Consider the following 13,036-nt stretch of genomic DNA (forward strand, 5'->3'; position numbering starts at 1 on the left):
CTTGGCGATCAGGAAGCTGTTGTACTGCGCGACCGGCTTGACGGTCACCAGTTCGATGTTCACGTGTGGCGGCAGCTCGGTCGAGTGCACGATCGCCTCGGCCACGTCGTCGGGGGTGAGCGGTCCCGGCACGTCCGCGTAGACGGCTTCGGCGCGGCGGCGGTCGCCGTCGAAGCGGTTGAGTGAGAACTCCTCCGACTGTACGAGGCCGGGGGCGATCTCGATCACCCTGATCGGTTCGCCGATCAGCTCCTGTCTTAGTACGTTGACGAGTGCGTGTTCGGCGAACTTGGCCGCGTTGTAGCCCGCGCCGCCGCGGTAGGCGACGTGGCCGGCGGTCGAGGTGACCGTCAGGATGTCGGAGTGGCCGTGTTCCGCCGCGTGGGCGCGGAGTTCGGGCAGCAGGGCGCTGATGGCCTGCTTGGTGGCGATCACGTTGATCTCGTACATCCAGCGCCAGTCGTCCACGTCGCCGTGCTCGACGGAGGCGAGGCCGCGCGCGCCGCCCGCGTTGTTGACCAACGTCGTCAGCGGGCCTCGGGCGCGGACGACGGCGGCGAGCCGGTCCACCTGCGCCGCGTCCGTCAGGTCCGCTGCGAAGTAGTCGCAGCCGGTTTCCTCGGCGAGGGCGGCCAGCCGCTCCTCGCGCCGGGCGACCGCGACGACCTGCCAGCCGCGGGCGCGGAACAGCCGGACGGCGGCTGCGCCGATACCCGTGCTCGCGCCGGTCACCACAACCGAGCGGGTCGTCATCCTGGTCTCCTTTCCGACCGCCGTGTCGTCATTTCGGCTCCGTCGATTCCGTCGGCTCGTCGGGGTGGGGGAGAGCGTCGTTGTGCCGGCCGTAGCCGGGTCGCACGAGGCGCCGAGTCCAGTCGGCGCCTTCGGCGAGCAGTTCCCGCCAGGGGGCGACCTCGGCGTAGAGCACGCGCAGCGCGTTCAGGCCGTTGAAGTGGAGATGCTTGCCGTCGGTGGAGACCGCGTCCTCGGAGACGGCGACCTCGAAGTTGCGCATCAGCGCCGCGCGCGCCGTCGAGTCGACGCACACATTGGTCTGCAGACCCGCGATGAGCAGCCGGTTCACGTCGAGCCGACGCAGGATGTTCTCCAGTTCGGTCGCGAAGAAGGCGTCCCATCGCGGCTTGGTGAGGACGATGTCGCCCGGCTCGGGCGCCACGGCGTCCATGATCGCCGACGTCCACGCCGTCTCGTCCTCGACGGGGTCGGCCTCGGCGTTCACCGCGCGCCGGAGCGCGTCGATCGCCGGCATGGTGTCCGCCCCGTCGGCGCGGCTGACCGCCCGGGTGTAGATGATCGGCATGCTCTCGGCGCGTGCCGCTCGCAGCAGCGCGGCGCACTGCGCCACGGTCTCGTCCAGGCGGTAGATCGCGGGCCAGCCATAGCGGTCACGGCGTTCCTGGTCGAGGTACATGTTCTGCATGTCGATCACGATGAGCGCGGTCCGGGGTACCAATCGCCTTCTCCGTCCAGGTAGCATGCTAGTCAGAAAGGCTAGCATGCTACCCGCCTTCGAAGGGAAGTCCACGTGTCGATATTCGAGCAGGCGGCAGCAGGCCTTGCCGTACCAGTCCGGAAATGGGTGGCGCAGATCGAGCAGGTGAACGCCGACGGCGACTATCCGGCGGCGAGTCCGGTCACCCGCGTGGTCGTGGCCGCCGTGCTGATCAATCCGTACGCGGGGCGCTTCTCCGCGAGCCTCGACGTGCTCGCCGACGCGGGCGCGGTGCTCGGCAGGCTGTTCACCGAGCGCGCGCAGGAACTGCTCGGCGGGCCTCTGGAGTCCTATGGCAAGGCCGGGATCGTCGGCGAGCACGGCGAACTCGAGCACATCGCCGCACTCCTGCACCCCAAGTTCGGCGCCCCGACGCGCGAGGTTTCCGGCGGCGTCTCCATCCTGCCGAGCGCGAAGAAGCGCGGCGGGCAGGGTGCGACCATCGACATCCCGTTGCACCACAAGAAGGCGATGACGATCCGGAGCCATTTCGACGCGGTCGAGTTCCGGGTGGGCGACGCGCCGCGCGCCAACGAGATCGTGGTCGCCCTGGCGGCGGCGAACGGTCCCCGACCGCACGCGCGGGTCGGCGGGCTCGCCGAGGGCGACGCGGTCGGCGCGGACGGGGTGCGTTGAGTATGCGGACCCTGATCCGGGGTGCCTCGGCCGTCGTCTCCGGCCTTGCCGCCGCCCCGCTCCTCGACGCGGACGCGCTGATCGTCGACGGCACGCTGATCGAGCAGGTGGGCCCAGTCTCGACGCTCGACACCGCGGTCGACCGGGTGATCGACGTCAACGGGGCCGTGCTCGCTCCGGGACTCATCGATCCGCACACCCACCCGGTGCTCGGCGACTTCACTCCGAGGCAGAACACGCTCGGCTGGGTCGGTTCCCATCTCAACGGCGGCGTCACGACGCTGATCTCGGCGGGGGAGACCCATTGGCCGGGCCGACAGCGCACGCCGATCGGCGCGAAGGCGATCGCGATCGCGGCGGCGCTCAGCTCGGCGCAACTGCGGCCCTCGGGCGCGAAGCTGCACGGCGGAGCCCTGCTGATCGAACCCGGCCTCGGCCCGGCCGACTTCGACGAGATGGCCGCCGCCGGGGTCCGCCTCGTCGGCGAGGTCGGCCTCGGTTCCAGCATGGATCCGGAGCGGATCCGCGAGCCGATCGAGCTGGCCCGTTCGCGCGGCTGGGTCGTGCCGATGCACGTGGGCGGCGCCTCGGTGCCCGGCTCCCATGTCGTCGGCAGCGACATGGTTCTCGAACTGCGCCCCGACGTCGTGTGCCATGCGAACGGAGGTCCCACCGCGCGGCCGCTGCACGAGATCGAGGAGATTCTGGCCGAGACCGAGTCAGTGCTCGAAGTCGTACAGGCCGGCAACACCTGGGCGCTGACCCGGATCGTGACGCGGCTGCTGGAACTGGGCCGGCTCGACCGGCTCCAGTTCGGCACCGACAGCCCGTCCGGCACCGGCATCCTCCCGCTCGGCATGCTGCGCACCCTCGCTTATTCCGCGGCCTTCGCGGGCCTGGATCCGGCGACCGCGCTGTGCCTGGCCTCGGGCTCGGTTGCCGCGCGCTACGGGCTCGACGTCGGGGTCATCGCGCCCGGGTGCCCCGCCGATCTCGTCGTGCTCGACGTGCCGCTCGGTGGCCAGGGGGAGATCGCGTTCGACTCCTTCCGGCACGGCGATGTGCCGTCGGTCGCCCTGGTGATGGTCGACGGCGAGGTCCTGGTGCGGCCGAGCCGGGTCACTCCGCCACCGACCCGTGCCCCTCTGATCAGCTGAGATCGGCTCCGAGGGCGGGGGGCCGGGCGGGTCGGCCCCGCCCGTTGTTCGCAAACCGTTGTCCCCCATCGAGTAGCATGCTACAGTCGGTCGCATGCTACTCGGCGGCGAGTTTCCCGTCGGGGAAGCGTGCCACCGACTCGTACCGCTCCCTTGAGATCCGGCAGGAGTCCGCGTGTCAGCTAGCGAAACGATCCCGTCGTCGACCGACGTGGCCGACGACGGCTACGTCTTCGAGGCCACGGATCTGGTCAAGACCTTCGGCCACGTGCAGGCCACCCGGCGCGTCTCGATCGCCCTGCGCAAGGGCGAGGTGCTCGCGCTGTTCGGCGACAACGGCGCCGGGAAGTCGACGCTCACCAAGCTCCTGTGCGGGGTGTACTCGCCCGACAGCGGGGCGATCCGGGTCGGCGGGAGCGAGGTCGTGCTGCGCGGCACCCGCGACGCCGAGGCGCACGGCATCACCGTCGTGCACCAGGATCTCGCGCTCGCGCCGGACCTGAGCGTGCTGGAGAACATGTACCTCGGCCACGAGATCACCCGCCGCGGCGTGCTCGGCGGGCTCGGTTTCCTGGACAGGTCGGCGATGGCGGAGCGGACCGCGGCGGCGCTGCACAAGCTCTCGATCCGGCTGCCCTCCGTCTCGGTGGCGGTCAAGGATCTCTCGGGCGGCCAGCGGCAGGCGGTCGCGGTGGCCCGGGCCAGCCTGTGGGCGAATGCGGGGATCCTGATGGACGAGCCGACGGCGGCGCTCGGCACGATCCAGAGCGACATCGTCTGCGACCTCATCCGCTCGACGGCCGCGGCCGGCATCGGCGTGATGGTGATCTCCCATGACATCCCGCGCATTCTCGACATCGCCGACCGGGTGATCGTGCTCCGGCACGGCCAGATCGCGCTCGACCGGCCCACGGGCTCGCTCAACCGGAGCGATGTGGTGGCGGCCATGGTCGGACTTACCGGTACGGACCCGGAGAACGAGGAGGACAACCGGTGACCCTCTCCATCGCGCGGACGGGCGAGTTGCCCGGAGCGAAGCAGCGGACCAGGATCCAGCGGTTCGTGGGGAACAACGCCTTCTGGCTGCTCCTGATCGACGCGGTGCTGGTCGTGCTGTTCACCGCGGTCTCGATCAACCACACCTTCATCAGTCCAGCCAATATCAAAAACCTTATGCTTGACTCGGGCGAGGGACTGCTGCTCGGGATCGCGATCGCGTTCCTGCTCGGCGCCGGGGAGTTCGACATCTCGCTCGGCTCGAACCTCATCCTCGCCTCGGTGGTCAGCGGGATGCTCGCGCAGAAGGTCGCGAGCGCGGGGATCGGCGTGGTGTTCGCCGTGAGCATCGCCGCGGCGATCGTCTCCGGGGTGGTCGTGGGCGCGGTCAACGCGTTCATCGTCACGCGGCTCAAGGTGAACTCGCTCATCGCCACGCTCGCGATGCTGGGGGTCGTCTCGGGCGTCGCCTACATCGTCTCCGGCGGCACCGACGTCGTCGGACTGCCCGCGACCCTGCAGAACGACTTCGGCGTGGCCACGCTGCTCGGCATCCCGGCGCCCTTCCTGCTCGCCTTCCTCGCCTGGGTGATCGCCGCGATCGTTCTGCGCCGCACGGCCTTCGGCCTGCACCTGCTCGCGATGGGCTCCTCACGCGCCGCCGCCGAACGGGCCGGGCTCGACACCCGCCGCAAACTGCTGCTGCTGTTCATGGCGGCCGGGGCGCTGGCCGGGATGGCGGGCTTCATCGACATCACCCGGTTCGGCGCTACCAATATCGCCGGGCACACCGAGGACTCGCTCTCCGCGATCACCGCCGCGGTGATCGGCGGCACCATGCTCGAAGGCGGCGTCGTGTCCATGACCGGCCTGCTCGGCGGCGTCGTACTCGCGGTGATCCTCGCCAACGGCCTGGTCGTCATCAACGTCTCGGCCTACTACCAGCTGATCGTGGTCGGCGTCATCCTCGTCGCCGCGGTCTCGCTCGACCAGCTCCGCCAATCCGGCGGCGGTCCGCGTTTCCGCGCGCGCTGACCGGCGCGCGTTCCCCGACCGCACCTCCCTGCACAACCCTTCCGCATCAGTACCCGTTCAAGGAGGTAGTACCCTTATGCTCAAGATGAGAATACTCTCCAGTTACTTCATTGGTGGCCTGGCCGTCCTCTCCGTCTCGGCGCTGCTCGCCGGGTGCAGCACCGGCACCAGCGGGGGCGGCGGCGGGGTGAGTACCGACGCGGCCACCAAGACGCTGCGCATCGTCGACATCGCCGCCCTCATCAACGACTCGTTCTTCATCACCGGCAAGTGCGGCGCGCAGGCCGCCGCGAAGGCGAACAACGCGACGCTGGAGTTCGAGGGGCCGACCGGCAACTCGGCCACCGACGAGATCAAGGCCTTCGCCGCCGCGGCCGCGACCAACCCGGACGCGATGCTGCTGGCCCCGTTCTCCAACACCGGCTTCAGCACCACCGTCTCGTCCCTGATGGGCAAGGGCGCTCCGGTGTGGGCGACCGGGCAGACGCTCGAGCCCGCCGACGCCTACGGCACCACGATCACGGACTACTTCAAGGCGGCCGAGCCCCTGGTCCAGATCATCGGCCAGCTCAGCGGCGGTGCCGGCACGGTCGGGCTGATCGCGGACACCACCGGGAACACCACCGACAGCGACCGGTACACGCAGCTCGTCCCGGCCCTGGAGAAGGCCTATCCGAAGCTGTCGGTGCTCTCTCCGCAGTACGCGCAGAACAGCACCTCGACCGCCGCGACGATCGCGGCCGGGCTGATCCAGGCGCACCCCGACATGAAGGTCGTCTACGCCAGCTCCGGACCCGAGGCGGTCGGCGTCGCCGCCGCGATCAAGGCCGCGGGGGTCGGCAGCAAGGTCAAGCTCGTGTCCTTCGACTCCAGCCCCGACCAGATCACCCTGCTCAAGTCGGGACAGCTCGCGGCGACGGTCGGCCAGTCCCCGTATGAGACCTCGTACATCGGCACCACCCAGGTGATCAAGTACCTGCGCAGCCACGCCGGATCGACCTCGGCGGTGCCCGCCACAGCGACGGTCACCTCGACGCCGACCATGCTGCTGACCTCCGGGAACGTCAACAGCGCCGCGGCCAAGACGTACCAGTACATGACCAGCTGCTCCTGAGCCTCCGCGGGAGCGACGGAGCGAACACCTCACACATCGTCAGGGGAGAAATGACCGGCCAGCAGCGCTTCACCTTCGGCTACCACCTCAACACCTGGGATCTCGCGGGCCTGCCGCTCGACGAGGGGCTCGAGGTCATCAGGCGGAACGGTTTCGCCTACGTCGAGGCGCTGTGCCGGGACGACATCTCCCGCGACTACTCGCGGCGCTTCATGGGGACCGGGTTCAAGCCGGTCCCCATGGGGACGACCGACGTCGCCCTCCTCTCCCGGATCGCGGCCCTGTCCCGCTCGGCCGAGGCCGGGCTCGCGGTCAGCTCGCTGTACTGCAACCGCGAGTTCGTCAACCCGCTGAGTTGGGACCTTGAACTGGCCACCCTGGAGGCGGTCATCCGGCTGCTGGCCGGTTTCGGGGCCCCCGGGCTCGTGCTCGGCGGCGGGCCGCCCCCGCCGCCGGGGCGCGACCACGAGCCGAGCCTCTACCGGGAGCTCGCGGGCTCGCTCAACCAGATCGGCGCCGTCGCCGCCGAACACGGGATGTGGGTGGCCTACCACCCGCACATCGACACCGCCATCGAGAACCGGGAGCAGGTGGACCGGCTCATGCACGAGCTCGACGACGGTCCGGCGGGGCTCTGCGTCGACATCGCGCATCTCGCGATGGTCGGCAGCGATCCGGTCGCGGTGATCCGCGACTACGCCCCGGCCGTCAAGTACGTCCACTACAAGGACGTCGCCGGGCAGAGCGGCATCTGCGGTCCGGCGCGGTTCACCTCCTTCCTGCCGCTCGGCGAGGGCATCGTGGACATCCCCGGAGTCACCGCCCAACTGCTCGCCGACGGCTACGACGGCATCGTGATCATCGAGCTCGACAGCTCGCGGGAACCGCCGGAAGCCGCCCTGCAGGCGTCCGTCCGCTATATCGAGAGCCTCGGGCTCTCGTTGCGGCCGAACGAGTCGGCGGGAGCCCGATGAAAGCCGCGGACCGGCCGTCCCGTCCGGTGCGCGTCGGCGTGCTCGGCTGCGGCCAGATCGCGCAGATCATGCACCTGCCGTTCCTGGCCGAATCGCCCGACTTCGAGATCGTCGGCGTCTGCGACCTCTCGCGGCGGACGGTCGACGCCATGGCGCGGCGCTACGGCGCGCGGCTGGCGACGACCTCGAGCAGTGCGCTGATCGCCGACCGGGAGATCGAGGCGGTCATCGTCTGCTCGTACGACCACGCCCCCGCCGCGATCGCGACGCTGCGCGCGGGAAAGCACCTGCTGGTCGAGAAGCCGCTCGCCTTCACCCCGGCCGAGGGACGGGCCGTGCGGGAGGCCGCCGAGGCCGCGGGCACGGTCGCGATGGTCGGATACATGAAGCTGTTCGATCCCGGATTCGAGGAAGGGCTGCGCCGGTTCGCGGAATGCGGGCAGCAGCGCGTCCGCACGGTGCACGACCTGGCCGGTCGCTTCGACATCGCGAAGACCATGTACGACCAGGAGCGTTTCGACGACATCCCGGCGCACCTGCTCGCCGCGGACCGGGCGGCCGTCGAGGCCCGGATCAGGGAGCATCTCGGCACGCACGCCGAGCACGCGGAGCTCTACACCCTGCTGCTCATGCTCGCCGCGCACGACCTGTCCGTGGTGCGGGTCGCCTTCGGCCGACCCGATCGCGTCGCGTACGCCTCCAGCCGCGACCCGAAGCACCTGCTCGCAGTGCTCGAATACGCCGACGCCGCCCCCGTCGTGTTCGAGATGGGCACCGGCGCCCGCTACGACTGGTGGGACGAGTGGGTCGGCGTCGCGGGCGACACGGCCGAGGTCCGCGTGACGTTCTCGCACCCGTACATCCGCTACGCCCCGACGGTCATCTCCCTGCGTGAGACCCGGTTCGGCATGGGCGCCGAAACGCAGGTGACCGCGCCGCCGGACGACCCGTTCCGGCGCGAACTTCAGCACTTCGCGCAGGCCATCCGCACCGGCGCTCCCGTACGGTCCACCATCGCGGGCGGCCTCGCGGACCTCGAACTCGCGACCGACATCATCGCCGCGCTGCCCCTCGCAACCGGCGCGGCGCCGACGGAACGGAGCGAAACACGATGATCATCGCGGTGACCGGCGCCTCCGGGTTCCTCGGTGCCCAGGTGGCGGCGAGCCTGCGGGCCGCGGGCCACGAAGTTCGCGGGCTCGACGTGGTCGCACCGGCCGCGAGCCGGGTCGCCGTCGTCGACCTCAGAGATCCGCGGGCGACCCGCGCGGCACTCGAGGACTGCGACGGGGTGGCCCACCTCGCCGGGTATCCGCGGGCGGCCGGCCACGCGCCGTTCGACGTCTTCACGACCAACACGTCCATCTCGTTCAGCGTGGTGGACGCCGCGGTCGACGCGGGCGTGACCACGCTCGTCTACGTCTCCTCGATCAGCGTCATCGGCTATCCCTTCTTCGTGCAGCCGATCCAGCCGGACTATCTCCCGCTCGACGAAGGCATCGACTCCACACCGCAGGACCCTTACGGACTGTCCAAGCTCGTCGGCGAGCAGATCATCGACGCCGCCGTGGCGCGCGCGGGCGGGAAGCTGGCCGCCGTGAGCCTGCGTTTCCCGGCGCTGCACACCCCGGAGTCGTTCGCGCGCGAGATGCCCGCGACCTTCGCCGGCGGCAAGGACGTGCGCCTGCTGTGGAGCTACATCGACACGCGGGACGCCGCCGACGCCGTGGCCGCCGCGTTCGCCCGGCCCAACACGGGCCACACCAAGCTCTTCCTCGCCGCGCCCGAGACCTTCAACGAGCAGCCCACGGCCGAACTGCTCGCGGAGCACTTCCCCGAGACACCGCTTCGGCGCGAGCTCGCGGGCCACGATTCGCTCATGGACAGCTCGGCGGCGATCTCCTATCTGGGATTCGCACCGCGCCGGTCCTGGCGCGATTACGACTACGACCATGGAACGGAGCGCTGAGCCGTGCCCTCCTCGTCCTACGGGATGCGCTTCTCCGAGCGCGTCGCCTTCGTCACCGGCGCGGCCGGCGCGATCGGTCGCGCGACGGCTGAGCGCTTCGCCGCCGAAGGAGCGAGCCTGTTCCTCGTGGACCGCGACGCCGCCGCGCTCACGGCCCTCGCCGAGACCCTCCGGGACGCGGGAACCGCCGCGGAGTACTTCGTCGCCGACCTGACCGCCGACTCGGCGGCCGAGCACGCGGTCGAGGCAGCGCAGCGGGCCTACGGGCGGATCGACGCCGCCGCGCTCATCGCCGGGATGGCGGCGCCGCGCCGGGTGCTGTGGGAGATGCCGATCGCGGACTGGGACCTGGTGATCGCCACCAACCTGCGCACCATGTTCCTGACGCTGCGCGCCGTGCTGGCGAACATGGTCACGAACGGCGTCGCGGGCTCGATCGTGACCATGTCCTCCTCGCACGCGTTATGGGACGTGCACGACGGCGGCGCCGCCTACTCCGCGAGCAAGGGCGCGGTGCTCTCGCTCACCCGCGTCGCAGCCTTCGACGCGGCCAAGCACGGCATCCGCGTCAACGCGGTCGCCCCGGGCGTCATCGAGACGCCCCTCGGTCTGCCGAATAAGGTGCCGGGCCTGGTCATGCTCTCCCCGGAGCAACGCGCCGCCCGCATACCGCTCAAGCGTCTCGGCCAGCCGCACGACGTCGCGGCCTTCATCGCCTTCCTCGCCTCTGACGAGGCCGCGCACGTGACCGGCTCCGTGCACCTGATCGACGCGGGCCAGACCCTGCAGAGCTGGGCCAACTCGCCCGAAGAAGGCTGAGGCCCCCATGCCACCGCTCACCGCGCGACGCACGCGCCGCGCACGCGACAGCTCACGCCTCGGTCACGGCCACGTTCAGCCGCCTCAGGTAGGGCTCGGCCCACGACGAGTCAGCCGCTTCGGTGTCGAGTCCGGACGCCCTCGCGATGAGCAGCGACGCGGTCTCGACGAGATGGTCGGCCATCGCCTTGGCCGAAGCCGCCGAATCACCCGACTTGATCGCGGTGACGATCGGCTCGTGCTCCAGGCCGACGTCGCGCAGCGTGCGGGTGTGTCCGAGGGTCACCGCGCCCATCTCCTTGGTGAAGTTGCGCAGCGTGTGCATGTACTCGGTGAGCCTCGGGTTGCCGAAGGCGGACAGCACCCGGTCGTGCAGCGCGTAGTCCGCCGCGGAGAACGCCTCGGCGTCGTCGCGCGCCACCGCCTCGTGCATCTCGGCGAGGAAGCCGTCGAGCGCGGCGATGTACTCGGGATCGTCGACGGTGGCCGCCTGCGCCGCGCCCGGCACCTCGAGCAGCAGCCTGACCTCGAAGACGTTCTGGATCTCGATCGCCGACAGGCCGCGCACCCGGAAGCCCCGGTTGCGCTCGATAGTCACTATCCCGGTGTCCGCGAGGCGCACCACGGCCTCGCGCACCGGGGTGCGCGAAACCTGGTAGCGGTCGGCGAGCTCGTAGATCGAGTGCAGCGAGCCCTTCTCGAGCTCGCCGTTGAGGATGGCCGCGCGCAGCTCGCGGAAGATCACGTCCGAATGCTTCGTGTACTGCGTCACCGCTGTCCTTGCCTTCCCGGTCCGACCGGGGGAACAGCCCCCGGCAGCCACGCAACCCGCAAAGTAGCATGCTACCCCATCCGGGGCCGCGCGCCGCGCACCGACGGAACGGATTTTCACAGTGCACGTACTCATTGACTGCGACCCGGGGCATGACGACATGCTCGCGATCCTGCTCGCGGCGAAGCACCTCGACCTCGTGGCCGTCACGACGGTGCACGGGAACCAGTCCGTCGAGCGCACCACGGACAACGCCCTGAAGGTGCTCGAGCTCGCGGGCCTTCAACACATCCCGGTGAGCAGGGGACTGGCCAAGCCGCTCGTCGGCGAGGCGGTGCACGCGCCCGAGGTGCACGGCGAGTCCGGGCTCGACGGGGTGGAACTGCCCGCACCGTCCATCAGCGCCGTCGAGGCGGACGCTGTGCACACGATCATCGAGCTGAGCAAGCGTCACGACGACCTGGTGCTGGTGCCGACCGGCCCGCTCACCAACGTGGCCGCCGCGCTCACCGTCGACCCGGGCATGGCCGGGCGGATCCGGCAGATCTCGCTGATGGGCGGCTCGCTGACCTTCGGCAACTCCACCCCGGCCGCCGAATTCAACATCTGGGTCGACCCGGAGGCCGCCGACATCGTATTCCGCAGCGGCGTCCCCATCCGGATGTTCGGGCTCAACGTGACCAGGCTCGCCTCGGCGACCGCCGAACGGATCGAGCGCATCCGGCGCCAGGGCAACCCCGTCGCCACAACCGTGGCCGACCTGCTGGAGTTCTACCGGGCCAGCCTCGAGCGGGTGTTCGGGCTGCCTGGCGCCTCGCTGCACGACCCGCTCGCCGCGGCCACGCTGATCAGACCGGACCTCTTCGAGCTGCGCGAGATGCACGTGGGTGTCGAGTTGCACGGCACCCGGACCCGGGGCATGACGGTGTGCGACTACCGGCACGCGAACACGGCGCCGTTGCAGGGCAAGGACGCGGTGCGCCGCGGCGAGCCGCCGAACGCCGAGGTCGCCGTGGGCATCGACGTGGACGGGTTCTTCGACCTGCTCACCGAGACGCTCGGCAGCTACGTCTGAGGCCGCTCGCCATGCCAGACCAGGAGGAGTCGCCCGATGATCGGTGTGTTGGAGGGCTTCGGCGTCATCGGTGCGGTCATCCTCGCCGGCTATCTCGTCGGGCGCGCGCGAGTGCTCGGCGAGACCGGGCACTTCGTCTGGAACCGCACGGTGTTCTTCGTCGCGCTGCCCTGCCTGCTGTTCACGCTGCTCGGCACGGCCGACCCCGCCGAGCTCGTCTCACCGGTCGCGGTCATCGCCTTCTGCGCGGCACTGGTCACGGCCACGGTCTCGGTGCTGGTCGGTCGCCTCGTCCTGCACCGGAGCCTCGGCGAACTCGTCATCGGGGCGATGGGCAGCGCGTATCTGAACTCGAACAACATCGGGCTGCCGGTGGCGGTCTACGTCCTCGGCTCCGCGGCGGCGGTCGCTCCGATCATCCTGATGCAGTTGGTGTTCTTCGTCCCACCGGTGATGGTGCTGCTGGAACGAGCCGCGCTCGGCGAGAAGGCGTCCACCGCCCACACGCTCCTGGCCGCCGTGCGCAATCCGCTGGTCATCGCCTCGGTCAGTGGGACCCTGGTCTCGCTGCTGCACATCCCGATTCCCTCGGTCGCCTTCGCACCGCTGCAACTGATCGGCGACGCGGCCGTCCCGTTGATGCTGATGGGGTTCGGGCTCTCGCTGAACGGCGCCCAGATCCTGCGGGCCGGCACCGGGCGCAGGGACGTGGTCGTCAACAGCCTGCTGAAAGTCGTCTTCATGCCGGCGATCGCCTGGCTGCTCGGCGCCTACGTGTTCCGTCTCGACGCGCAACTGCTGCATCGGGCCACGGTGCTCGCCGCGCTCCCGGCCGCCCAGAACGTGGCGAACTACGCCGGCCGCTTCGGCATCGCGGCCGACCGGGCCCGCGACATCGTGCTCGTCACGACGCTCGCCGCCGTGCCAGTCCTACTGATCGTCAACATGCTCCTCATGTAGGCGGCTACCGGCCGAG

General features: G+C 70.2%; 14 protein-coding genes. 11 read left to right on the top strand and 3 right to left on the bottom strand.

Annotation, left to right across the window (positions count from 1 at the left end):
• The coding region (locus VG296_RS10760; RefSeq protein WP_325565499.1) for an SDR family oxidoreductase at positions 1-753 on the bottom strand (753 nt) is incomplete at its 3' end.
• Positions 754-781: 28 nt separating this feature from the next.
• Complete coding sequence (locus tag VG296_RS10765) at positions 782-1,474, bottom strand: isochorismatase family cysteine hydrolase (RefSeq protein ID WP_325565500.1); 693 nt, start codon at positions 1,472-1,474, stop codon at positions 782-784.
• Positions 1,475-1,546: 72 nt separating this feature from the next.
• On the opposite strand from VG296_RS10765, the gene VG296_RS10770 reads away from it, so the two are divergent.
• The 9 genes from VG296_RS10770 (at position 1,547) to VG296_RS10810 (ending at position 10,213) form a co-directional block, all read left to right on the top strand.
• Positions 1,547-2,149, top strand: a complete 603-nt coding sequence (locus tag VG296_RS10770; RefSeq protein ID WP_325565501.1) for an amino acid synthesis family protein — start codon at positions 1,547-1,549, stop codon at positions 2,147-2,149.
• A gap of 2 nt (positions 2,150-2,151) precedes the next feature.
• On the top strand, positions 2,152-3,306 hold the full coding sequence (locus VG296_RS10775; protein WP_325565502.1) for an amidohydrolase family protein: 1,155 nt from the start codon (positions 2,152-2,154) through the stop codon (positions 3,304-3,306).
• 175 nt (positions 3,307-3,481) lie between these two features.
• A complete protein-coding gene (locus tag VG296_RS10780) occupies positions 3,482-4,303 on the top strand; it encodes an ATP-binding cassette domain-containing protein (RefSeq protein ID WP_325565503.1) in 822 nt (273 codons plus the stop codon).
• A complete protein-coding gene (locus tag VG296_RS10785) occupies positions 4,300-5,337 on the top strand; it encodes an ABC transporter permease (RefSeq protein ID WP_325565504.1) in 1,038 nt (345 codons plus the stop codon). Before VG296_RS10780 ends, VG296_RS10785 begins: the two co-directional genes overlap by 4 nt.
• A gap of 76 nt (positions 5,338-5,413) precedes the next feature.
• The gene (locus VG296_RS10790) at positions 5,414-6,451 is read left to right on the top strand and encodes a substrate-binding domain-containing protein (RefSeq protein ID WP_325565505.1); all 1,038 of its coding nucleotides are present in this window, start codon (positions 5,414-5,416) and stop codon (positions 6,449-6,451) included.
• Positions 6,452-6,501: 50 nt separating this feature from the next.
• Positions 6,502-7,425, top strand: coding sequence for a sugar phosphate isomerase/epimerase (locus VG296_RS10795; protein ID WP_325565506.1), 924 nt, complete (start codon positions 6,502-6,504; stop codon positions 7,423-7,425).
• Complete coding sequence (locus tag VG296_RS10800) at positions 7,422-8,540, top strand: Gfo/Idh/MocA family oxidoreductase (protein WP_325565507.1); 1,119 nt, start codon at positions 7,422-7,424, stop codon at positions 8,538-8,540. The genes VG296_RS10795 and VG296_RS10800 overlap by 4 nt, the downstream gene beginning before the upstream one ends.
• Complete coding sequence (locus VG296_RS10805) at positions 8,537-9,394, top strand: NAD(P)-dependent oxidoreductase (RefSeq protein WP_325565508.1); 858 nt, start codon at positions 8,537-8,539, stop codon at positions 9,392-9,394. Before VG296_RS10800 ends, VG296_RS10805 begins: the two co-directional genes overlap by 4 nt.
• Positions 9,395-9,397: 3 nt before the next feature.
• Positions 9,398-10,213, top strand: a complete 816-nt coding sequence (locus tag VG296_RS10810; RefSeq protein WP_325565509.1) for an SDR family NAD(P)-dependent oxidoreductase — start codon at positions 9,398-9,400, stop codon at positions 10,211-10,213.
• A gap of 52 nt (positions 10,214-10,265) precedes the next feature.
• On the opposite strand, the gene VG296_RS10815 is transcribed toward VG296_RS10810, so the two are convergent.
• A complete protein-coding gene (locus tag VG296_RS10815; RefSeq protein ID WP_325565510.1) occupies positions 10,266-10,985 on the bottom strand; it encodes a GntR family transcriptional regulator in 720 nt (239 codons plus the stop codon).
• A gap of 121 nt (positions 10,986-11,106) precedes the next feature.
• Between VG296_RS10815 and VG296_RS10820 the strand changes: the two genes are divergently transcribed.
• Positions 11,107-12,060 carry a nucleoside hydrolase gene (locus VG296_RS10820; RefSeq protein WP_325565511.1) on the top strand — a complete coding sequence of 318 codons (954 nt, stop codon included), beginning with the start codon at positions 11,107-11,109 and terminating at the stop codon, positions 12,058-12,060.
• A gap of 36 nt (positions 12,061-12,096) precedes the next feature.
• Positions 12,097-13,020, top strand: coding sequence for an AEC family transporter (locus tag VG296_RS10825; RefSeq protein WP_325565512.1), 924 nt, complete (start codon positions 12,097-12,099; stop codon positions 13,018-13,020).
• Positions 13,021-13,036: the final 16 nt, after the last annotated feature.

This window comes from Actinospica sp. (assembly GCF_035552695.1).
In the GTDB taxonomy this organism is placed as follows: domain Bacteria; phylum Actinomycetota; class Actinomycetes; order Streptomycetales; family Catenulisporaceae; genus Actinospica.